The sequence below is a fragment of the Mesorhizobium sp. WSM3868 genome (assembly GCF_002294785.1).
Classification (GTDB): Bacteria; Pseudomonadota; Alphaproteobacteria; order Rhizobiales; family Rhizobiaceae; genus Mesorhizobium.
The window spans coordinates 191,069-210,641 of the sequence record NZ_NSGB01000009.1; the positions used below are offsets into that span (position 1 = coordinate 191,069).

The 19,573-nt window shown below is 62.5% G+C and carries 18 protein-coding genes; 11 read left to right on the top strand and 7 right to left on the bottom strand.

What is annotated here, in order from left to right; all coding sequences use genetic code 11:
* Window positions 1-1,200: an aromatic ring-hydroxylating dioxygenase subunit alpha gene (locus tag CK221_RS16860; protein ID WP_095778557.1), complete on the top strand. Its 1,200-nt coding sequence runs from the start codon at window positions 1-3 to the stop codon at window positions 1,198-1,200.
* Here the strand turns inward: CK221_RS16860 and CK221_RS16865 are convergent.
* Window positions 1,169-2,368, bottom strand: a complete 1,200-nt coding sequence (locus CK221_RS16865; protein WP_095778521.1) for an MFS transporter — start codon at window positions 2,366-2,368, stop codon at window positions 1,169-1,171. The genes CK221_RS16860 and CK221_RS16865 overlap by 32 nt on opposite strands.
* A gap of 226 nt (window positions 2,369-2,594) precedes the next feature.
* Here CK221_RS16865 and CK221_RS16870 point away from each other — a divergent pair, with 226 nt between their 5' ends.
* Complete coding sequence (locus tag CK221_RS16870; protein ID WP_095778522.1) at window positions 2,595-3,596, top strand: DUF1624 domain-containing protein; 1,002 nt, start codon at window positions 2,595-2,597, stop codon at window positions 3,594-3,596.
* Window positions 3,593-4,072 (top strand): isoprenylcysteine carboxylmethyltransferase family protein, encoded by a 480-nt coding sequence (locus CK221_RS16875; protein ID WP_067329213.1) that lies wholly within the window; start codon window positions 3,593-3,595, stop codon window positions 4,070-4,072. The genes CK221_RS16870 and CK221_RS16875 overlap by 4 nt, the downstream gene beginning before the upstream one ends.
* Before the next feature lie 143 nt (window positions 4,073-4,215).
* Here CK221_RS16875 and CK221_RS16880 read toward each other — a convergent pair whose 3' ends face one another.
* From CK221_RS16880 to CK221_RS16905, 6 genes are all read right to left on the bottom strand, one after another.
* The gene (locus CK221_RS16880; RefSeq protein ID WP_040969921.1) at window positions 4,216-4,602 is read right to left on the bottom strand and encodes a MerR family DNA-binding transcriptional regulator; all 387 of its coding nucleotides are present in this window, start codon (window positions 4,600-4,602) and stop codon (window positions 4,216-4,218) included.
* Window positions 4,603-4,746: 144 nt separating this feature from the next.
* The gene (gene mgtE / locus CK221_RS16885) at window positions 4,747-6,165 is read right to left on the bottom strand and encodes a magnesium transporter (RefSeq protein ID WP_095778523.1); all 1,419 of its coding nucleotides are present in this window, start codon (window positions 6,163-6,165) and stop codon (window positions 4,747-4,749) included.
* A 188-nt stretch (window positions 6,166-6,353) separates the two neighbouring features.
* Window positions 6,354-7,058, bottom strand: a complete 705-nt coding sequence (locus CK221_RS16890) for a hypothetical protein (protein ID WP_095778524.1) — start codon at window positions 7,056-7,058, stop codon at window positions 6,354-6,356.
* A gap of 563 nt (window positions 7,059-7,621) precedes the next feature.
* On the bottom strand, window positions 7,622-8,014 hold the full coding sequence (locus CK221_RS16895; RefSeq protein ID WP_095778525.1) for a hypothetical protein: 393 nt from the start codon (window positions 8,012-8,014) through the stop codon (window positions 7,622-7,624).
* Window positions 8,011-8,307, bottom strand: a complete 297-nt coding sequence (locus CK221_RS16900) for a helix-turn-helix transcriptional regulator (RefSeq protein WP_095778526.1) — start codon at window positions 8,305-8,307, stop codon at window positions 8,011-8,013. Before CK221_RS16900 ends, CK221_RS16895 begins: the two co-directional genes overlap by 4 nt.
* A 177-nt stretch (window positions 8,308-8,484) precedes the next feature.
* On the bottom strand, window positions 8,485-8,997 hold the full coding sequence (locus CK221_RS16905; RefSeq protein ID WP_245430663.1) for a nucleotide-binding protein: 513 nt from the start codon (window positions 8,995-8,997) through the stop codon (window positions 8,485-8,487).
* Between the two features lie 735 nt (window positions 8,998-9,732).
* Here CK221_RS16905 and CK221_RS16910 point away from each other — a divergent pair.
* The 8 genes from CK221_RS16910 to CK221_RS30300 all read left to right on the top strand — a co-directional run bounded on the left by CK221_RS16910 (window position 9,733) and on the right by CK221_RS30300 (window position 19,249).
* The gene (locus tag CK221_RS16910; protein ID WP_245430664.1) at window positions 9,733-10,404 is read left to right on the top strand and encodes a response regulator transcription factor; all 672 of its coding nucleotides are present in this window, start codon (window positions 9,733-9,735) and stop codon (window positions 10,402-10,404) included.
* Window positions 10,405-10,525: 121 nt separating this feature from the next.
* Entirely contained in the window at window positions 10,526-11,716 is a 1,191-nt protein-coding gene (locus tag CK221_RS16915) for an aminotransferase class V-fold PLP-dependent enzyme (protein ID WP_095778527.1), read from the top strand.
* A gap of 10 nt (window positions 11,717-11,726) precedes the next feature.
* A complete protein-coding gene (locus CK221_RS16920) occupies window positions 11,727-12,689 on the top strand; it encodes a CoA ester lyase (protein ID WP_095778528.1) in 963 nt (320 codons plus the stop codon).
* Between the two features lie 17 nt (window positions 12,690-12,706).
* Window positions 12,707-13,894: a malate--CoA ligase subunit beta gene (locus CK221_RS16925; protein WP_067001218.1), complete on the top strand. Its 1,188-nt coding sequence runs from the start codon at window positions 12,707-12,709 to the stop codon at window positions 13,892-13,894.
* A 13-nt stretch (window positions 13,895-13,907) separates the two neighbouring features.
* Window positions 13,908-14,807 (top strand): succinate--CoA ligase subunit alpha, encoded by a 900-nt coding sequence (gene sucD / locus CK221_RS16930; protein WP_067001220.1) that lies wholly within the window; start codon window positions 13,908-13,910, stop codon window positions 14,805-14,807.
* Between the two features lie 87 nt (window positions 14,808-14,894).
* A complete protein-coding gene (locus CK221_RS16935) occupies window positions 14,895-15,863 on the top strand; it encodes a D-glycerate dehydrogenase (protein ID WP_095778529.1) in 969 nt (322 codons plus the stop codon).
* A gap of 66 nt (window positions 15,864-15,929) precedes the next feature.
* On the top strand, window positions 15,930-18,614 hold the full coding sequence (locus CK221_RS16940) for a phosphoenolpyruvate carboxylase (RefSeq protein ID WP_095778530.1): 2,685 nt from the start codon (window positions 15,930-15,932) through the stop codon (window positions 18,612-18,614).
* Window positions 18,615-19,072: 458 nt separating this feature from the next.
* Complete coding sequence (locus CK221_RS30300) at window positions 19,073-19,249, top strand: hypothetical protein (protein ID WP_179295156.1); 177 nt, start codon at window positions 19,073-19,075, stop codon at window positions 19,247-19,249.
* Window positions 19,250-19,573: the final 324 nt, after the last annotated feature.

The window sequence follows — 19,573 nt, forward strand, 5'->3', positions numbered from 1 at the left end:
ATGCAGCCAAATCCTAGGGAACACAGCCGCTACAATGGCCTCACCAGCCTCGAGCCGACATTGCCTGCAAGCGCCTATCGGGAAGCCGACGCTTACCGGCTCGATCTCGAAGCGATCTGGTATCGGAGCTGGCTCATGGTTTGCCGCGAAGCCGATCTCGCGGAACCTCTTGCCTTTCGAACCGCGCGTATCGGCTCGCAGGAGGTCGTCGTGCTGCGCGACGAGACCGGGAGCTTGCGCGCCTTCCACAACACCTGCCGGCATCGCGGCTCGCAGCTCTGCCAGGAAAGCGAAGGGCGGCTGAAGGCAAGGCTGCTCACCTGCCCCTACCACGCCTGGACCTATTCGCTGCGCGGCGATCTCGTCCGTATCCCATCGAAATCGCTGCCCGAAGGCTTCAACAAGGACAATTATCCGCTCTACCGGGTGGCGCTGTCAGTGTGGCGCGGCCTCGTCTTCATCAATCTCGCAGAGGATCCCGATGGCTCGGCGGAAGCCTCCTTCGACTCCGCCTCCCGCGATCTTTCGAATTGGCCGCTGGAGACGCTCGTCCCCGGGCACCGGCTCACCAAGGTGATGAACTGCAACTGGAAAATCTTCTGGGAGAACTTCAACGAATGCCTGCATTGCCCTGGCGTCCACAAGGACCTGTCGCGGCTGGTGCCGATCTATGGCCGCGGCCTGATGGCGAGGCATGACGATCCGGAATGGGCGCGCTATGCGGATAATGATGCGCCGGAGTTTTCCGGCGGCCTGCGCGCCGGCGCCGAGACCTGGTCGCGCGACGGACGCGTCCATGGACCGGTCTTTGCTGGGCTGACGCCGGCCGAGCGAGCCGCCGGCCAGACCTACGCTACCTCGCTGCCCTCGATGTTCGTCGTCGGCCATGTCGACTATGTCCGCACGATGCGTCTCGCCCCGCTCGGGCCCGAGCAAACGGAGCTCACCGCCGAATGGCTGTTCGCGCCCGATGCCCTGGCACAAACCGATATCGACAACATCGTCGCCTTCGGCGCGCAGGTGCTGGAGGAGGACGCCGCGATCTGCGAGATCAACCAGAAGGGCCTGCACTCGATCCGCCACCAGGCCGGCGTGCTGATGCCCGAGGAGTACGATTTGCGCCGCTTCCACGAGTGGGTGCGTGGGCGCCATGCGGCGTTGCAGCCGGTCAAAACGACTTCGGCAGATAGCGCCAAGTGAAGAAGCCGCAGAAGGCGGCCAACAGGCCGAGCGTGGCGAACACCGAGCCGAGACCGAAGAAGGTCAGCACCACCGAATAGACCAGCGGCGGCGTCAGCTCGGAAAAATCGAGATAGGTTCGATAGACAGCTGCCATCTGCGCCCTTTCATAGGAACGCACCGACCGCATGAAGGCGGTCGAGCCCAGCGCGTCGAGCGCGATGGTGAACAAGGCGCCGCCGAGCAGGAAGGCGGCGGTGAGCAGCGGCGCGGCGGCGCCGACGCCGCCGGCCGCGAAAAGCATCGCCGCCATGGCGAAATAGGCGAAAGCCATGGTCCGACGGCCGCCGAAGCGCTTTCCCGCCCTGCCCCAGAAGATCGCCATGAACAGAAGCGCATTGCCTGCCGAAACCAGCAGCCCGCCGGCAAGCTTGCCCTCGCCCGTGATCACCATGAACAGCGGGCCATAGACGAAGAAGGTCGTCCAGAAACACGAGCGGCCGAAGGCGATCAGCCACGCGAGGCGCAACCGCGGCTGCGCGACGAAGCGGCCGATATTGGCGAGCGGGTTGATCGGACGGCTCTTGCCGGGACGGATCGAAGGGTTGTCGCCCAGCCGATAGGTCCAGAACAACGCCAGCAGCGCCAGCGCGAAGGCCACGACCGCGCCGTGCGCGGCATAAATCCCGAAGCGCGTATAGAGGAAAATGCCGAGCGTCGGCCCGCCGGTCCAGGCGAACATCGACCAAGCCATGCGCAGCGATTCCGCCTGCATGAAGTCGGTCTTGCGGATGTGGTCCATGATGTAGAGGTTAAGTGTGATGGACAGCGCGCTCGCCCCCATGACACGGCACAGCATCCCGGCGAGTTGTCCCGGCAGCGTGTGGGTAACGAAGAACACCGAGCCGATCGCCAGCATCAGGCAGCCGCCCGTGTAGATCCAGCGCCGCGCGAAGCGGCGGATCAGCATCGGCATGAACAGCGTCACCGACAGCCCGAGCAGCGACACGATGGTGTAGAGGATCGAGACGATCTGCTCATTGTGCAGGATCTCGTAGGCTTGGATCGGGATGACGCTGGAGATGGTGGCGCGAGCAAAGGATTCGACCGCATAGAGCGAAGCGAAGGTGCGCGCATCCGCGGGCCTGAGAGCCGGAAGCCAGATCGGATGGCGCACATGGGTGGACATCGGCCCTCCGAAAAGTGAATCGCTCGCCAAATCTGGCCGGACCAGTAGCGGACCGGTAGCAGGAAACCGACTCCGAGAGGCCGAAAAGCGAAGCCGGCCAAAGGCTTTCCGCCGCTGGCCTAAAGCGGCTTGCCATGCCGCCGGAATGGCAGCAGCCGATCCACCCTCTGTTGTACGCCCGAAGCGTGATAGTCGTTTGGCACGACTGAATCGGATTGCGAGATCAATGAGCCTTCAGACGACCGGCGACGCTGTTCAGGATGCGCCGAAACACGGCCGCATCGTCGCCATCGACGTCCTGCGCGGCATCGCGCTGATCGCGATGGCGAGCTATCATTTCACCTGGGATCTCGAAAACTTCGGCTACACCTCGCCGGGCCTCACCGCCTTTGGTTGGTGGAAGCTCTACGCCCGCTGCATCGCCTCGACTTTTCTGTTCCTGGTCGGTGTCAGCCTGTTCCTCGCACATGGCCGCCATATCCGTTGGCCTGGCTTCTGGAAGCGCTTTGCGATGGTTGCGATTGCGGCGATCGCCATCTCGGTCGTCACCTATATCGCCACGCCGGACGGCTTCATCTTCTTCGGCATCCTGCACGAGATCGCGCTGGCAAGCCTGCTCGGCCTGGCTTTTCTCAGGCTGCCGACATTGCTGACGGCGATCGTCGCCGTGGCCGTGATTGCGGCGCCCTATTATCTGCGGTCGGAAGTCTTCGACCATCCGGCGCTGTGGTGGGTCGGGCTGTCGCCGACCAACCCGCGCTCGAACGACTATGTGCCGCTGTTTCCATGGTTCGGCGCAGTGCTTGCCGGCATTGCGGTCGTCAAGCTCGCTTCGGCATCCGGGCTTCTCGCCCGGCTGGCGACCTGGATGCCCGGCCGCTGGTCGAACCCGCTGACTTTCATCGGCCGGCACAGCCTCGCCTTCTATCTCATCCACCAGCCGCTTCTGTTCGGCTCGGTGTGGCTGTTCTCGCAGGTCATGCCGGCGGCGCCACAAGACAAGGACGCTGGTTTCCTGTCGGCTTGCCAGGCGCAGTGCGAACAGCAGCGGGACAGCAAGTTCTGTTCCAGCTATTGTGGCTGCATGCTGGACACGCTGAAGGGCGAAGGGTCTCTCGACAAGCTCTACAGCAACGACCAGTCCAGCGCCTGGAAAGCGCATCTGGCCGATCTGGCGAGCACTTGCACCGCCGCGACCGAGGACGAAATGGAGGGAGGGCAGCAATGACCGGCATCGCAAAGCCCGGACACGGGATCATCCCCTGGCCGCCTGTGATCTATGTCGTCGCGATCGCACTGAGCGTCGTGCTCGGCATGCTCTACCCGCTGCCCTGGATCGGGGACATATTCGGCGCTATCCTCGTCGGCGCCGGCTGGGTAGCGCTCTTTGGCGTGGCGGCGCTCTGGGTTACCGCGATCCGCGCCATGGTGCGCGCCAGGACAACGCTCAATCCCAATGCCGAGCCCGACCATCTGGTGACATCGGGGCCCTTCGGCATCACCCGCAACCCAATGTATCTCGCCAACACGCTGCTGTTGATCGGCGTCTCCTTCATCACCGGCATCGTCTGGTTCCTGCTGTTCGCCTTCCTCGCCGCCTTCGCCACGCAGAAAATGGCGATCGAGAAGGAGGAAAAGATACTGGCGGCAAAGTTCGGCAAGAAATACCGCGATTACGCCAAGCGGGTCCGGCGCTGGATCTGAGGCTGTATCGACAATGAAGGTTGCTGGGTGCGAGCAGGCCCCGCACCTCTTTAGCAGAAGCATCCGCGACGAAGTTCGAAAGCTCCGGCCACCTCGAACGTCTGCGACAGTTAGCCTAGCTGAATTCTTTGGCTGTCCGCGGGCTACGTGTTGACACCCAGCTCCGCCAACCGCTCCACGCAGGACTCCTCGGCCTGGTCGAGCTCGGCAAGCGTCTCCTCGAGGTCGCGCCGTTTCTGGCGCAGGTCCTCGCGCTTTTCCTCGATGCGCTTGATCATCAGCTTGAGCTGGCCGACCTCGCCGGGCGGTTCCTTGTACATCTGGATGATTTCGCGGATTTCGGCGATCGAGAAGCCGAGCCGCTTGCCGCGCATGATCTGGCGGATCAGATGCCGGTCGGACGGGCGAAACAGCCGCGTGCGCCCGCGCCGGATCGGCTGCACCAGCCCCTCGTCCTCATAGAACCGCAACGTCCGGGTCGACACGTCGAATTCGCGCGTCAGCTCGGTGATCGTGTAATATTCCCGCATTCTCGCTCCCACGCCCAAACGTCCAAGCATCGCCACGCAGAAGCGTCGCCCTTTCTCCAATCAACCCCGTCTGTGCCGGAATCGGCATCTGACCCTAGGGCAACGTCGCACGGCATTTACGTAAAAGTCAATTATAGCACTGTCTTAAGGAACGCCAAACCACCAGGTGGCCAATCCGAGGAAGGCAAAGAAGCCGACGCAGTCGGTGACCGTCGTGACGAAGACGGCGGAGGCTACCGCCGGGTCGATCTTGAAGCGGTCGAGCAGCAGCGGGATGAGAATGCCTGCCAGGGCCGCCGCGAACATGTTGATGATCATCGCCGCCGCGATAATGCCGCCCAGGTTGGGGTCGTGGAACCACAGTCCAGCAACCATGCCGATCAGCACCGCAAAGACGATGCCGTTGATGAAGCCCACTCCCACCTCACGGCGGATGATCCGGGCGGCGTTGTAGATGTCCAGATCCCTGGTCGCCAGCGCCCGCACCGTGACGGTCATTGTCTGCGAGCCGGCATTGCCGCCCATGCCGGCAACGATCGGCATCAGCACAGCGAGCGCCACGATATGCTCGATGGTCTGGTCGAACAGGCCAATCACCGAGGCCGCGAGAAACGCCGTGACCAGATTGACGAGCAGCCACGGCACACGCGATCGCGAGGTCGCAAGCACGGTGTCGGATAGCTCTTCGTCGCCGACGCCGCCCATGCGCAGAAGGTCCTCCTCTGCCTCCTGCTGGATGACGTCGACCACGTCGTCGATGGTGAGCACGCCGACCAGACGCTCGTTCTCGTCGACCACGGCGGCCGAGAGCAGGTCGTACTGCTCGAATTCCCGCGCCGCCTCTTCCTGGTCCATGGTGGCGGGGATTGCATGGCGCGTCTCATGCATCACCTCCTCGACCTTCACCGCGCGCTTGGTGCGCAGGATCTGGTCGAGATCGATGGCACCGAGCAGTTTGAAGCTCGGATCGATGACGAAGATCTGGCTGAAGCGATCGGGAAGGTTCTTGTCCTCGCGCATGTAGTCGATCGTCTGGCCGATGGTCCAGAACGGCGGCACGGCGACGAACTCGGTCTGCATGCGCCGGCCGGCCGTCTCTTCCGGATAGTCGAGCGCGCGCCGCAGCCGGATGCGCTCGGTGAACGGCAATTGCGACAGGATCTCGTCCTGGTCCTCCTGGTCGAGGTCTTCCAGGATGTAGACGGCGTCGTCGGAATCGAGTTCCTGCACCGCCTGCGCGATCTGCTCGTTGGGCAAATTGTCGACGATGTCGAGCCGGATCGCCTCATCCACCTCGGTCAGCGCCGAAAAGTCGAAATCCGAGCCAAGCAACTCGACCAGCGCGCGGCGCTGCTCGGGATGGAGTGCTTCCAGCAGATCGCCGAGTTCCGACTGATGCAAGTCGTCGACTTCGCGTTTTAAGATGAGCGTGTCGCGATCGGCGATGGCCGCGCCGATCTGCGCAAGGAAGGCAGAACGGACGGCGCCGTCCTCGCCATAGATGTCGGCGCCGCCTTCCTCGACGGTCCTGGCGCCGGTCGTCTGATTGTCCTGGCCTTCCACCAGCGCCTCCCGCCGTCAGGATTCCGGAAAAGCTAGAGTTCAGGTCTAGAGCATCGAAACCCAAAGGGGAAACCGCATTTGGGAAAATCCGAAGCTCGAAGGAATGATGGTTCGGCAGCACGATTCGATTTGCGAACCTATCGCTCTAACGCCAGGAATATCAAACGAAATACGCCCTTCCCGCCCGATCAGACCAACGTGGCGGCATTCCAGAAAGCGTCGTAGGCGGCAATCTTTAAGGGAAAGATATCAGGATCATTGATCTTACTTATGAGCGCGGGTGAACGCTCTGCGAAATTCTTCAGGGACTGACTCAAGGTGAAGACTTCAGCACTGTCGACGAAGATAAGCCGATCGTGGAGATCGTGCTTGCCGGCAAGCCTGACCTCTAACGGCCTCTTAGCTCCATATTGCTGCGCGAATTTCTTGGCGGCGGGAACGAGGACAGCCTTGTACATAGGACTACCGAGCAATTCGATGATGACACCTTCGTTTGCTAAAAGGGCGAATTCTGTAAGTGCCTTCTCGTCCATATAAGGATCGACGATTCGAACCGTGGAGTTGGCTTTGGCAAGAACCTTTCCAAAGGCAATCATCGCGTCGAATGGCTTACCAGCGACTACGAACGACCCCTGCGAACTGTGAGGCGCTTCGAGTTCAGCGATAGCGAGCGCTGTGTAGAGGTGCATGTTGACGTCTTGAATTGTTTGCCTAGTGCCCTTCGCTTGCATGAAGGTCGCAACTGCAGTGATGCCTGCCGATTCTCGTGACGAGATCCCCTGCACCAGCGCCTGGGCGCGACCCATCCATCGTAGGACGCTGTGTATATCACCTGAATCGGGCTGCTCCTCGATAATTCGGGCGAGTGCAGCATAGCGCTCGGCTGCGTTCATTGGCTTCCCCCTAACGCAACCCACAACATGCATGACCAATGGTGAACCAACAACTTTCTCCTGTTCGCCCTACCGCCAGCAACACCAACCCAGGCGCGGCGGCGCCGCCTACTATTAAAGGAGGCCTCCATGGCCATGATCCCACCTACGCAACTAACACAAACTACCCCGCCCAAAAGCGGAACCTTTGGAACATAGGCGCCGTCCTCGATAGTCTTGCCCGCGGTAAACTGACTGTTGCTGGCGGGCCGGTGGCGATAGTGTCGACCGCGGCGACAGTCGTGGCTTGGCCGCGCGCCGTGCTGATCGCGGTTGCGAGCGCTTGCGTCTGGTCGACTGCCGATCCTGACCAGCGTGACGGCAACGCTCGACAGGTGACCCCAAGCGATGATCCCTTCCTTGTCACGGCCTAGATCGGCGACCAGGCAGGGTCGCCGCCGGCCGGCTAGTTTACCTGAAATCCTGGCGAAACACCGGCGGTACGGATTCGTACGCCACCGGCTGCAACGTTTGGAAGGAAGGTGAACCGGACGGCGGCGGGGAATTGACCGCATCAGATTGGGTCAACCGAGCTTGTAGAGGTCGTACAGCTTCTTCGCGATTGCCGTTCCCACCCAAAAAACCGTGGTCCACATCAAATTCAAGTAGAAGCAGATCGTCAGCCAACGGGCGCGAGCGTTTTCACCAGCGCTCAAGGCTTCGAAATACTCCTCGCGGAAGTCGGCTACGATCTGCTTGAAGATCCTTTCATAGGCGCGGCCCGGAAAAATGAACTTCAGAGCCAAGAGCAGCCGTGATGCTGGCGCCTTCTTTATCGTCGGCCTTTCGGACGCCAACTTCGCCATTGTTTTGGAGAGATTCTTAAGTTCCGACTTCGTGAAATATCCAAGGATAGCGGCTCCGACCGCAGTTGCCGCAGTGCTGGCAGTTGCGATAAATTCCAACAACGTGCTCATGCGACACCCCACGACTTGAAAGCGTCGGTTGCAGCGTTCGAGGCTGCGAGCGCCTTCCGGCCCAAGCCGGAGATCGCGTAAATGCGCCTCGCCATGCCGCTTTCATGAGGCAAGCGTTCAGCTTCCCGAGACGTCACGTAGCCCTTGTCGGTCATGCGCTCTAGCGTGACGTAGACCGTGCCTCGTTTAAGGCGAGATGACTCTTTCACCATCTCCAAGCCGTACATTTCACGAGCCCGCAGCAGGTTGAGGATTTCGTACTCGACGGTTGAGAGGCGGGGAATTTCAATCATGACCGAGTCCTTCGATATGTAAGACCCATAGATACATAGTGTAAGACTGAAATTCAAGGTACCCCAACGCGGCCGTAAGGGGGATATCTATGACGCCTACCCTTTAGGATCGGCGGGCACCAAGGTACGCATTTTCCAATTCAAAATATGATGGTCTGTCACGATGCCAGGATGTGCCTATGCCGGAACTGCCCGGCCATGGTCAGCTTGGACCCAAGCCAACACCAAGCGCTCGTAGTCAGCAAACAGGATGTTTGCAGCATCTATGCCAGCTTGCTCGCATAGGTCAGGCAGAGCCAGCGTAAACCTCTGGTAGCTATCAGCCGCCAAAGCTGGTGACGGAATAGTTTTCCTCTTGGACACCGTAGCCAGCCAGTTCCGTAGGCGTGACACCATTGTGGCCGGATCGCCGCCATGCGCAGTGATATCCATTCCAGCCAAATCGGAGATGAACATCTGATACCGAAACTGAGCGATATCCAAAATTAGACATCGCTTTTTTTTCTGAACTTCGTTTCCGAACCGTTTGGCACCTAGGAATATCCCAAGCTCCAAAGGCATGTTGAATCGCGGTAAATTGTTTATGGGGTCGAGCTCAGTTCTGGACAGATCATGTACGCTGTACCGGCTCTGCTCAATTATGCGATAGAGCTTATCTATCCGGGTCTCTGCGCCATCTCTCGTGCGCATCGAACACGAAATCCGCACGTCAGAACTGCGAACACCAGCGCCTGGAAACTGGAGGCGAAAGCATCATCGAAAGGACAATTGATAAAGACGTCGCGCGCTGCCATTTTTACGGCTTGTGTCTAGCAACGTAGTCCGAAACGATTTCCACAGCCTTCTTATCGGAAACGCGCGCCGGCTTCGTGACCGGCTTTTGCGACAAAACCTTGGAGGCAACCTTGCTAGGCATCTTGGAAGAGCGCTGAACGATGTAGCGTCCGTCGTCAGCGGAGCGCTGAGCCCAGCCGCCAGTGCTGGGTTTGTTGGTTGAGCGGGTAGAGGTCGGAGGAGTCTTAGCCATGTCGGATAGGTATCATCTCCCGCTGGGAATTTAAACGGCGGTCCGCACCTGCTGCCGTCATTTATTTCTCCTGCTGGTCGCGCCGATCAGGCGTTAGGTGGAGCCCGGCTTCGGGTTGGGCGACTATGGAAGATCACGTCGCCTCTGCCGTCACCGCGGCCCTAGTCGCGGAACTTCGCAGCCGCGGCTTCACCGGTCAATTCCATTGGCAGGAGACATCGTCCGGTGAGCCACCGGGAATGCCAATACCATCAAAAAGGGATGCCGGTCCGGCTTCAGGCGGCGCGACAGCGCATGTCGCTGGGGAAAGAGCACCCCCAAGTGGTTGCGGCAGAATTGTCATGATGGAGGACCACGGCGGGGTACGCCCAGGCCGCAACGAGAAAAACCGGAAACCCTTGAAGACAGAACCGGAGAGAGGAAACGGGGCAATTGCAGAGCGGCGCGTTCGCGTGATCGTCGCCGAACGCAATCCGCTCGTCATCTCGGCCCTTCGCGAGATGCTGGAATGCGACGGGCGTTTCGAGCTGTTGAGCTCCGTGCCGAGTGGCAAGCAATTCCTGGAATTGGCGGCGAACACCGGGTTCGACGTCGCCGTCATCGGCTGGAAGCTCGCCGACATGGATGGCGCCGATGTCCTGTCGGAAGTCCAGAACCGCAAGCTCGACCTGCGCATCACGGTCTTTTCCAATGATCATGACATCGGCATCCTGAAGCAGTGCGTGCGGCTCGGCGCCCAGGGCTATTGCTTTCAGTTCGACGATCCCTCGATCATATTCGAGACGATCCTGGCGGTCGCGCATGGGCGCATCTGCATCCCTTACATCGACATCAACAAGGTCAACGATACGCCGCTGTCGCAACTCACCGTGCGTGAGCGCGAATTGCTTGCGGTGCTTTCCGACGGCTGGACCAATCTCCAGATCGCGACCCGCACCGGGATCTCCGAGAACACGGTGAAGTACCATCTCAAAAATCTTTACGACAAGCTCGACGTGCGCAACCGCGCCATGGCTGTCGCGCTCTATGCCAACGAGAAGCGACGCGGCTCCAAATCGCCTTTCGGGTAGGCGGATCGGGTAGGCTCGACCTACCCGCGCGTGGCGACAACTTACCCGGCAAGGTGTTGTTGCTCGGCGCCATCGACACGAAACTTCCTCCAGCATCCCAAAACGTAGGAGGAGTTTGCGCATGGCCGGGTTTACCCATCTTTTCATCCCTGGACCCACCAACATTCCTGAAGAGGTCCGGCAGGCGATGAACCTGCCGATGGAAGACATGCGCGCCGCCTCTTTCCCCAATCTGACGCTGCCGCTGTTCGAGGACATCAAGAAGGTTTTCAAGAACGAGACCGGCCGCGTCTTCATCTATCCGTCGTCCGGCACCGGCGCCTGGGAAGCGGCGATGACGAACGTGCTCAACCCGGGCGACCGGGTGCTGATGTCGCGCTTCGGCCAGTTCTCGCATCTGTGGGTCGATATGGCCGAGCGCCTCGGCTTCGACGTCGACGTCATCGATTGCGAATGGGGAACCGGCGTCCCGCTCGACCTCTATGCCGAAAGGCTGCGGGCGGACAAGTCGCACCAGATCAAGGCGGTCTTCTGCACGCAAAACGAGACCGCGACCGGCGTTACCAGCGACGTCGCGGGCTGCCGAGCGGTGCTCGATGCGGTGAACCACCCAGCGCTCCTCTTCGTCGACGGGGTCTCGTCGATCGGCTCGATCGACTTCCGTCAGGAGGAATGGCGCGTCGACTGCGCGGTAAGCGGCTCACAGAAAGGTTTCATGCTTCCCGCCGGCCTCGGCTTCCTGTCGGTCAGCAAGAAGGCGCTGGCGGCGTCGCGAGTCGCGACCCACCGGCGCTGCTACTTTTCCTTCGATGACATGATCCGCGCCAACGACGCCGGCTATTTCCCCTACACGCCCGCCACGCAGCTGCTGCGCGGCCTGCGCGCCTCGCTCGACCTGATCGCCGAGGAAGGGCTTGAGAACATCTTCGCGCGCCACCATCGCCTGGCCGAAGGCGTGCGCAAGGCGGTCGACGCTTGGGGGCTGAAGCTGTGCGCCAAGGCGCCGCAATGGCACTCCGATACGGTGAGCGCGATCCTGGTGCCGGAAGGCATCGACAGCGGCGACGTCGTCAAGCGCGCCTACCGCACCTATCAGACATCGCTCGGCGGCGGCCTCAACAAGGTCTTCGGCAAGGTCTTCCGCATCGGCCATCTCGGCTGGCTGAACGAGGTGATGGTCTGCGCCTCGCTGTCGGCGGCCGAAATGGCGCTGCTTGATTGCGGCGTGCGCCTGGCGCCGGGCTCGGGCGTGGCGGCTGCGATCGAGCATTTCCGGCGCACGGCCGCAATGCCGGTCGCCGAGGCGGCGTGAGGAAGGGACGATGAGCCACACCATCAACCACCTCAAGAAGCTCAGGCTCCAGCGCAGCGAGCTGGCGGTTCCCGGCTCCAGCCCGGAAATGATCGACAAGGCGGCGAACAGCGCCGCCGACTTCGTCTTCCTCGACATCGAGGACGCGGTGGCGCCGCCCGACAAGGAGCGCGCGCGCAAGAACATCATCCAGGCGCTGAACGACATCGATTGGCGCGCCAAGGGCAAGACCGTGTCGGTGCGCATCAACGGCCTCGACACCCACTACATGTACCGCGACGTGGTCGACGTCATGGAACAGGCCGGCGACCGGCTGGACACTATCCTAGTGCCGAAGGTCGGCGTGCCGGCGGACCTCTATATGGTCGAGGCCATGGTCAACCAGATCGAGATGGCCAAGGGTTTCAAGACCCGGGTCGGCCTCGAAGCGCTGATCGAAACCGCGCTCGGCATGGCCAATGTCGAGGCGATCGCCGCCACGCCCGGCCGGCTCGAAGCGATGCATTTCGGCGTCGCCGATTACGCCGCCAGCAACAAGGCGCGCACCGTCAACATCGGCGGCCTCAACCCTGACTATCCCGGCGATCAGTGGCATTTCGCCCTGTCGCGCATGACTGTCGCCTGCCGCGCCTATGGCTTGCGCGCCATCGACGGACCGTTCGGCGATTTCTCCGACCCCGAAGGTTACACAGCAGCCGCCAGGCGCGCCGCCGCACTCGGCATCGAAGGCAAATGGGCGATCCATCCGTCGCAAATCGCTCTGGCCAACGACGTGTTCTCGCCGCCGGAAAAGGAGGTCACCCGCGCTCGCCGCATCCTTGAAGTGCTCAAGGAAGCGGAGGCGCTCGGCAAGGGCGCGGCGGCGCTCGACGGCAAGATGATCGACGCTGCCTCGGAACGCATGGCACGCAATGTTCTGGTGGTGAGCGAGGCGATCGAGCGCGCCAGCCGGGCGCATAGCGCAGCGCATTAGATTACCGGGAGGACAAGATGGACATTCACGAATACCAGGCCAAGGAACTGCTCGCCCGCCACGGCGTGCATGTCCCGCGCGGCGGCCTTGCCTACAGCCCCGAGCAGGCGACCTACCGGGCGCGCGAGATCGGCGGCTCGAAATGGGTGCTGAAGGCGCAGGTCCATTCCGGCGCGCGCGGCAAAGCCGGCGGCATCAAGCTCTGCTCCAACGACGAGGAGATCTCCAACGCCGCCGAGGGAATGCTCGGCCGCAAGCTGGTCACCCAGCAGACCGGCCCGCGCGGCAAACTGATCTCGCGCCTCTATCTCGAGGAAGCCGTCGACATCGCGCAGGAGCTCTATCTCGGCTTCGTGCTCGACCGGAAGGAAGAGCGCGTCATGATCGTGGCATCGGCCGCCGGCGGCATGGAGATCGAGGACATCTCCGAAAAGAAGCCCGATTCCATCATCCGCGCCACCGTCGATCCGGGCGTCGGCATGCAGGGCTTCCAGGCGCGCGAGATCGCCTTCGGCCTCGGACTTGAAAGCAACCTGATCGGCAAGGCGACCGAGACCATCCTCGGCTGCTACCAGGTGTTCCGCGACTACGACGCCTCGATGCTGGAGATCAATCCGCTGGTGGTGACCCGCGACGGCAGCCTCGTCGCGCTCGACGCCAAAATGTCGTTCGACGAGAACGCGCTGTTCCGCCGCCCGGAAATCTCGGAACTGCGCGACAAGAGCCAGGAAGACCCGCGTGAGACTTTTGCGAGCGATCGCGGTCTCTCCTATGTCGGGCTGGACGGCAATATCGGGTGCATCATCAACGGCGCAGGCCTCGCCATGGCGACGATGGACATGATCAAGATCGCCGGCGGCGAACCGGCCAATTTCCTCGACATCGGCGGCGGCGCTTCGCCCGAGCGGGTGGCGAAATCCTTCCGCGCCGTGCTCGGCGACAAGAATGTCGAGACCATCCTGGTCAACATCTTCGCCGGCATCAACCGCTGTGACTGGGTCGCCGAAGGCGTCATCAAGGCGATTCGCGAGGTCGGCGTCGACGTGCCGCTGGTGGTGCGCCTCTCCGGCACCAAGGTCGAGGAAGGACGCAAGATCCTGGCCGATTCCGGCGAGGCGGTGATCGTCGCCGATACGCTGGCCGAAGCCGCCGAAAAGGCCGTCGCCGCCTGGCGCGAAGCCACCAAGAACAAGAAAGCAGCCTGAGGGAGGTCGAGAAATGGCAATCCTGCTCAACCGCAGCACGCGCGTCATCGTCCAGGGTTTCACCGGCAAGATCGGCAGCTTCCACGCCGACGACATGAAGCGCTACGGCACAAAGCTGGTCGGCGGCGTCACCCCCGGCAAAGGCGGCCAGACGCATCTCGGCCTGCCCGTCTTCAACACCGTCAAGGGCGCTGTACGCGAGACCCGCGCCGAGGCGAGCATCGTCTTCGTGCCGCCGCCCTTCGCCGCCGATTCGATCATGGAGGCGGCGGACGCCGGCATTAAGCTTTGCGTCTGCATCACCGACGGCATCCCCTCCCAGGACATGATGCAGGTGAAGCGCTACATGCGCCGCTACCGCTTCGAGGACCGCATGCGGCTCGTCGGCCCGAACTGCGCCGGCGTCATCACGCCCGGACAGGCGTTGATGGGCATCATGCCCGGCAGCATCTATCTCCCCGGACGCGTTGGCATCGTCGGGCGCTCGGGCACGCTGGGCTACGAGGCCGCCTCGCAAATGAAGGCGTTGGGCATCGGTGTCTCGACCAGCGTCGGCATCGGCGGCGATCCGATCAATGGTTCGTCCTTCAAGGATATTCTTCAGCTCTTCGAGCGCGACGAGGACACCGACGCCGTGGTGATGATCGGCGAGATCGGCGGACCACAGGAAGCCGAGGCCGCGATCTGGGCGCGCGACAACATGCGAAAGCCGCTGATCGCCTACATCGCCGGACTTTCGGCGCCGAAGGGCCGCCGCATGGGCCATGCCGGCGCCATCATCTCCGCCTTCGGCGAGTCGGCGCAGGAAAAGGTCGAGATCCTGAAAGACGCAGGCGTCGTCATCGTGCCGACGCCTGCCTCCTTCGGCGAGGTCGTGGCTGATACGCTGGCGCGGACCAAGAAGGCGGCGTGACGGCCCCCACGGCCGCACAGTCCACAAAAGGTGAAGTCTGGGCCGGCCGCAAACGTCGCGGCGGCCCATCGACCAGCAGGAAACTCGATGAAACCGCGTTTGATTGTCACCCGCAGATGGCCGGCCGCCGTCGAAGCGATCCTCGCCGAGCGCTTCGACACGACGTTCAACCCCAGCGATACGCCGCTGAGCCCTGCCGCGATGACGTCCGCCTTCGCGCATTTCGACGCGATCCTGGCGACGGTCAGCGACCGCTTGCCGGTTGCGGTATTTCCCGAGAACGCCGCCCGCACCCGCATCATCGCCAATTTCGGCGTCGGCTTCAGCCATATCGATGTCGCGGCAGCCCGCGACCGCGACATCGTGGTGACCAACACGCCTGGCGTGCTGACGGATTGCACCGCCGACCTTGCGCTTAGCCTGATGCTGGCCGTCGCGCGCCGCACCGGCGAAGGCGAGCGGCAGCTGCGAGCCGGAGAGTGGCGAGGCTGGTCGCCGACCCACATGGCCGGGGCAAAAGTGTCGGGCAAGACCTTGGGTATTGTCGGCATGGGGCGCATCGGCAAAGCGACGGCCAGGCGCGCGCATTTCGGCTTCGGCATGAAGATCGTATTCTTCAACCGGTCGCCGGTCGATGATGACGAGACGCGCGCTATGGGCGCGGAGCAGTTGCCGACTTTGGACGATGTGCTTACGGCATCCGATTTCGTCTCGCTGCACTGTCCGGGCGGCTTGGAAAACCGCCATCTCATCGATGCTCGAAGCCTGGGGTTGATGAAACGCGGCGCCTTCCTGATCAACACCGCGCGCGGCGACGTCGTCGACCAGGATGCCCTGATCGGTGCACTGCAACGGCGCGAGATCGCAGGTGCAGGTCTCGACGTCTTTGCCGACGAGCCCGCCGTTCCGGAAGCGCTGAAGCAGTTGGAGAACGTCGTGCTGTTGCCGCATCTCGGCAGCGCGACCGAGGAAACGCGGGTGGCGATGGGCATGAAGGTGGTGGAGAACCTGACCGCCTTCTTCGAAGGCCGCCCCGTCCCCGATCGGGTCGCCTGACAGCCGGCGCCGCCCTCCATTCAAGGCGCTGCTGCAGTTGCAATCGATGCAGCCGAGGAAAGCGGTTTGGAACGGAGCAGACGCATCAAATTTCGCGAGGACGAGCGCAGCCTCCTGTTGCGCCTGCTGCTTCAGGTCGCAAGCGCTCGTGAGCCCGAGGTCGCCGCCGTACTGAGCGGGCGTCGGTCGCTTGTCTCGCTTGCCGCGGAACAACGCATCCCGGCGCTTCAGGCGAGCGGCGTGTGGTTCCAGTTGTTGACGATTGCCGACGAGTTGCTTGCCATGCGGGCGCGGCGCGAACTCGAACAAGGCGCGGGCGCCGACGAGGTGACCGGGTCCTTCGCCAGCGTGGTCGCGCAGATGGCGGCGAACGGCCGCTCGGCGGGGGAAGTCCAGGCCACGCTCGATGAGCTATGTGTCGGGCCGACCATGACCGCGCACCCCACGGAGGCCAAGCGCGTCACGGTGCTGGAGATCCATCGCCGCATCTATCGCAAGTTGACCGAGCTCGACCAGCCGCGCTGGGCGCCGCGCGAACGCGACCTGTTGGTCGCCGATCTGGAAAGCGAGATCGAGCTTCTGTGGATGACGGGCGAGCTGCGACTTGAGCGCCCGACGGTCGAGGGCGAAATCGCCTGGGGCCTGCACTTCTTTCGCGAAGTCATCTTCGAGGCAACGCCGCAGCTCTACGGCAAGCTTCAAGGCGCGTTCGAGCGTCACTATCCGGGAGAGCCGATCAGAATCCCCTCCTTCATGCGCTATGCCTCGTGGATCGGCGGCGACCGCGACGGCAATCCAAATGTGACGGCCGCAGTCACCGCTCATGCCCTGGCCGAATACCGCAATACCGCCATAAGCTGGTATCTGACGCAGGTGCAGCGGCTGGTGACGGTGCTCAGCGCCAGCTCCAACGTCATCGACCTGCCGCCGAGCTTCAAGCCGGTGCTGCAAGCCGCGCTTGACAAAAGCGGGCAGGCGCAAGCGATTGCCGCCCGCAACCCCGATGAACCGCTTCGCCAATTCGCTTCGGCCATGCTTGCCCGGCTGGCGGCGACGCGCGACGGCGGCACGGCGGCATATCTCTCGGCGGAAGCGTTTCGTGCCGATCTCAACGCACTGTCTTCCGTTCTCGAATCGATCGGTGGGCGCGCGGTCGCCAGGCGCTTCGTCCAGCCTCTCATCTGGCAAGCCGGAAGCTTCGGCTTCCGTACGGTCTCGCTCGACATCCGGCAGAACTCCGCGGTCGTCAACCGGGTGCTGGCCGAGCTGTTTGCGCTGACAGATCCGGCCGACCCGGTCTCACCCGGCACGCCGCGATGGTCGGCGCACCTCCGCTCAAGCCTCAGCCAGGGCGAGCAACCGGAGATCGACGCAGGCCGGCTGTCGCCTGAGGCGGCCGAACTGCTTTCGACATTCTCTGTCATCGCCAGGCACAATTCGGGCGCGGATGCCGACGCCGTTGGCTCGTTCGTGCTCAGCATGACCCGCTCGGCCGACGACCTGCTCGCGGTCTATCTGCTGGCGCAATATTGCGGACTTTCGACCGCCCCTGGTAGTAGCGGCACGATCAGGCTGCGCATCGTGCCATTGTTCGAGACCATCGCCGATCTGCAGGCCGCTCCTGCCGTCCTGAATGATTTGCTCGGTGTTTCGCTGGTGCGGCGGACTGTGCGCGATTTTGGCGCGCGCCAGGAAATCATGCTTGGCTATTCGGATTCCAACAAGGACGGCGGCTTCCTCGCCTCCAATTGGGAACTGGCGAAAGCACAAAAGCGCCTTGCCGCAATCGGGCGCAAGCACAAGGTCAGGATCAGTTTCTTTCACGGTCGCGGCGGCTCCGTCAGCCGTGGCGGCGCGCCGACCGGCCGGGCGATCGCGGCGCAGCCGGCGGGCACTGTCGCCGGCAGGATGCGGGTAACCGAGCAGGGCGAGGTCGTTTCTTCGAAATTCGCCAATCGCGGCACCGGCCTCAACCAGCTCGAGGTTCTCGCCGCCGGCGTTCTGGCCCACAGTGTCGGATCGCCCGCTGATGTCGGGCCGAAGGAAACGCCGGAGTTCGACGAAGCGCTCGAGGCTCTGGCGGGCATGTCGCAGGCATCCTATGCCCGGTTGATGGCCGAGCCCGGCTTCCTCGATTATTTCAACCAGGCGAGCCCCGTTGCGGAACTGGCGCTGCTGAAGATGGGCTCACGGCCGGATCGCCGTTTCGGCGCCAGCGGCATTGCCGACCTGCGCGCCATTCCATGGGTGTTCGCCTGGAGCCAGAACCGTCATCTGTTGACCGGCTGGTATGGCATCGGCAGCGCGCTGAACGCCTTTGTCACGGTGCGCGGCGAGGCCGGGCGCGAGCTTCTGGCCCGCATGTTCGAGCGCTCGCGCTTCTTCCGTCTGATCGTCGACGAGGCCGAGAAGACGCTCTACCAGTCCGACATGGAGATCGCGCAGCTCTACGCCGGCCTGGTAGCCGACGCCGATGCAGCTTGGCGAATCTACGGCCGCATCGGAGCCGAATACGAGCTGACGCGACGCCTGATCGGTGACCTCACCGGCGGCGATCTTTCCGCGCGCTTTCCGATGTTCAAGCGGCGCTTCGACAATCTGCGGCGACAGATGGACGACATCCACCGCCTGCAGGTCGATCTGCTGCGCGAGGTTCGGACCAGTCCCGGCACGGCGGATCGAAGGCGGACGGCCGACGCTCTGCTCGTCTCGATCAATTGCATCTCGGCCGGCCTTGGCTGGACGGGATAGGCCCGGTTTTTTTCAGAACTGAAGGGCTTGAAACCCAAAGCGGCGGCGCGGTCCTCAGGATCTGGCGCGGCTTTTGTTTGGCCCGCAGAACGTCGAGCGCGCCGCCTCACGGGCTCGTCAAAGCAATGCCTTTTTGGGGGAGAATGGTGCGGTCGAGAATAGTGCCAACCCCTGATGGCATAAGCACTTAGCCGCCCGCACCTGGCGAAAGGCCCATTACGATCTTTACGGAATTCCTTTCCGTGCCCGCACCCCCATCGACGAGATCCAGCTTCAATAGTAGCTTCTTTTCCACGTGCGATCAGTCCAAACCGGTGCGCAAGGCTCGCCGGCCAACGGAGCTTTTGTCAGCACTTGCCTATGCCGGCGCCTCAAAATCGCGGCATAGAAGATCGTCGCCACGTCAATAGGACGCCACGGCGCTAGACCTTGGAGGAATTGTGCCTAGACTGCCGGGCATGGATAGGCGCGGCAAGCTCATTGCGAACCACAAGGCCGAGATTGTGCGGCTGAGCGAAGAGGTCGAATTCGAGCGAACCCATCCGCACGAACTAGCCGACGAGATTTTCGCTGACAATCTCAGGATGATTGCGACGCTTGAAGCGATTGTCGCGCGGGCAGAAGCTGGCAAGTAGCACGCCACAAGCGTCAAAGCGTTCCATCGCAGATAGCAGGCGTCGGGCGCTATGGAGGCCCCGCGCGGAACTCCATGGCCATTGAATTGATTGGGTTTTGGGGAGCGCCATCCGATTTTTGGCGTCCATAAACCATACTCTTGTGGAACGTCGGTTCGCCTTCTGTTCCTTCAGACGCAGCGGCCGGAAGACTCAATCCCAGCGTGGTGAATGACGTTCGAGCACTCCGGCACGCACAAACGAGCCGTCTTGAACCATGAGAACTTCTTTATGAGCCGCAGATTTGGCAAGCCGTATCCGGAAAACCATTAGCTGCGGTCACAG

Excerpts from the sequence above, each read along its gene's own strand:
- CK221_RS16860 (WP_095778557.1), top strand. The coding sequence starts at position 1 with ATGCAGCCAAATCCTAGGGAACACAGCCGCTACAATGGCCTCACCAGC.
- CK221_RS16865 (WP_095778521.1), bottom strand. The coding sequence starts at position 2,368 with ATGTCCACCCATGTGCGCCATCCGATCTGGCTTCCGGCTCTCAGGCCC.
- CK221_RS16870 (WP_095778522.1), top strand. The coding sequence starts at position 2,595 with ATGAGCCTTCAGACGACCGGCGACGCTGTTCAGGATGCGCCGAAACAC.
- CK221_RS16875 (WP_067329213.1), top strand. The coding sequence starts at position 3,593 with ATGACCGGCATCGCAAAGCCCGGACACGGGATCATCCCCTGGCCGCCT.
- CK221_RS16880 (WP_040969921.1), bottom strand. The coding sequence starts at position 4,602 with ATGCGGGAATATTACACGATCACCGAGCTGACGCGCGAATTCGACGTG.
- CK221_RS16890 (WP_095778524.1), bottom strand. The coding sequence starts at position 7,058 with ATGAACGCAGCCGAGCGCTATGCTGCACTCGCCCGAATTATCGAGGAG.
- CK221_RS16895 (WP_095778525.1), bottom strand. The coding sequence starts at position 8,014 with ATGAGCACGTTGTTGGAATTTATCGCAACTGCCAGCACTGCGGCAACT.
- CK221_RS16900 (WP_095778526.1), bottom strand. The coding sequence starts at position 8,307 with ATGATTGAAATTCCCCGCCTCTCAACCGTCGAGTACGAAATCCTCAAC.
- CK221_RS16905 (WP_245430663.1), bottom strand. The coding sequence starts at position 8,997 with ATGCGCACGAGAGATGGCGCAGAGACCCGGATAGATAAGCTCTATCGC.
- CK221_RS16915 (WP_095778527.1), top strand. The coding sequence starts at position 10,526 with ATGGCCGGGTTTACCCATCTTTTCATCCCTGGACCCACCAACATTCCT.
- CK221_RS16920 (WP_095778528.1), top strand. The coding sequence starts at position 11,727 with ATGAGCCACACCATCAACCACCTCAAGAAGCTCAGGCTCCAGCGCAGC.
- CK221_RS16925 (WP_067001218.1), top strand. The coding sequence starts at position 12,707 with ATGGACATTCACGAATACCAGGCCAAGGAACTGCTCGCCCGCCACGGC.
- sucD (WP_067001220.1), top strand. The coding sequence starts at position 13,908 with ATGGCAATCCTGCTCAACCGCAGCACGCGCGTCATCGTCCAGGGTTTC.
- CK221_RS16935 (WP_095778529.1), top strand. The coding sequence starts at position 14,895 with ATGAAACCGCGTTTGATTGTCACCCGCAGATGGCCGGCCGCCGTCGAA.
- CK221_RS30300 (WP_179295156.1), top strand. The coding sequence starts at position 19,073 with ATGGATAGGCGCGGCAAGCTCATTGCGAACCACAAGGCCGAGATTGTG.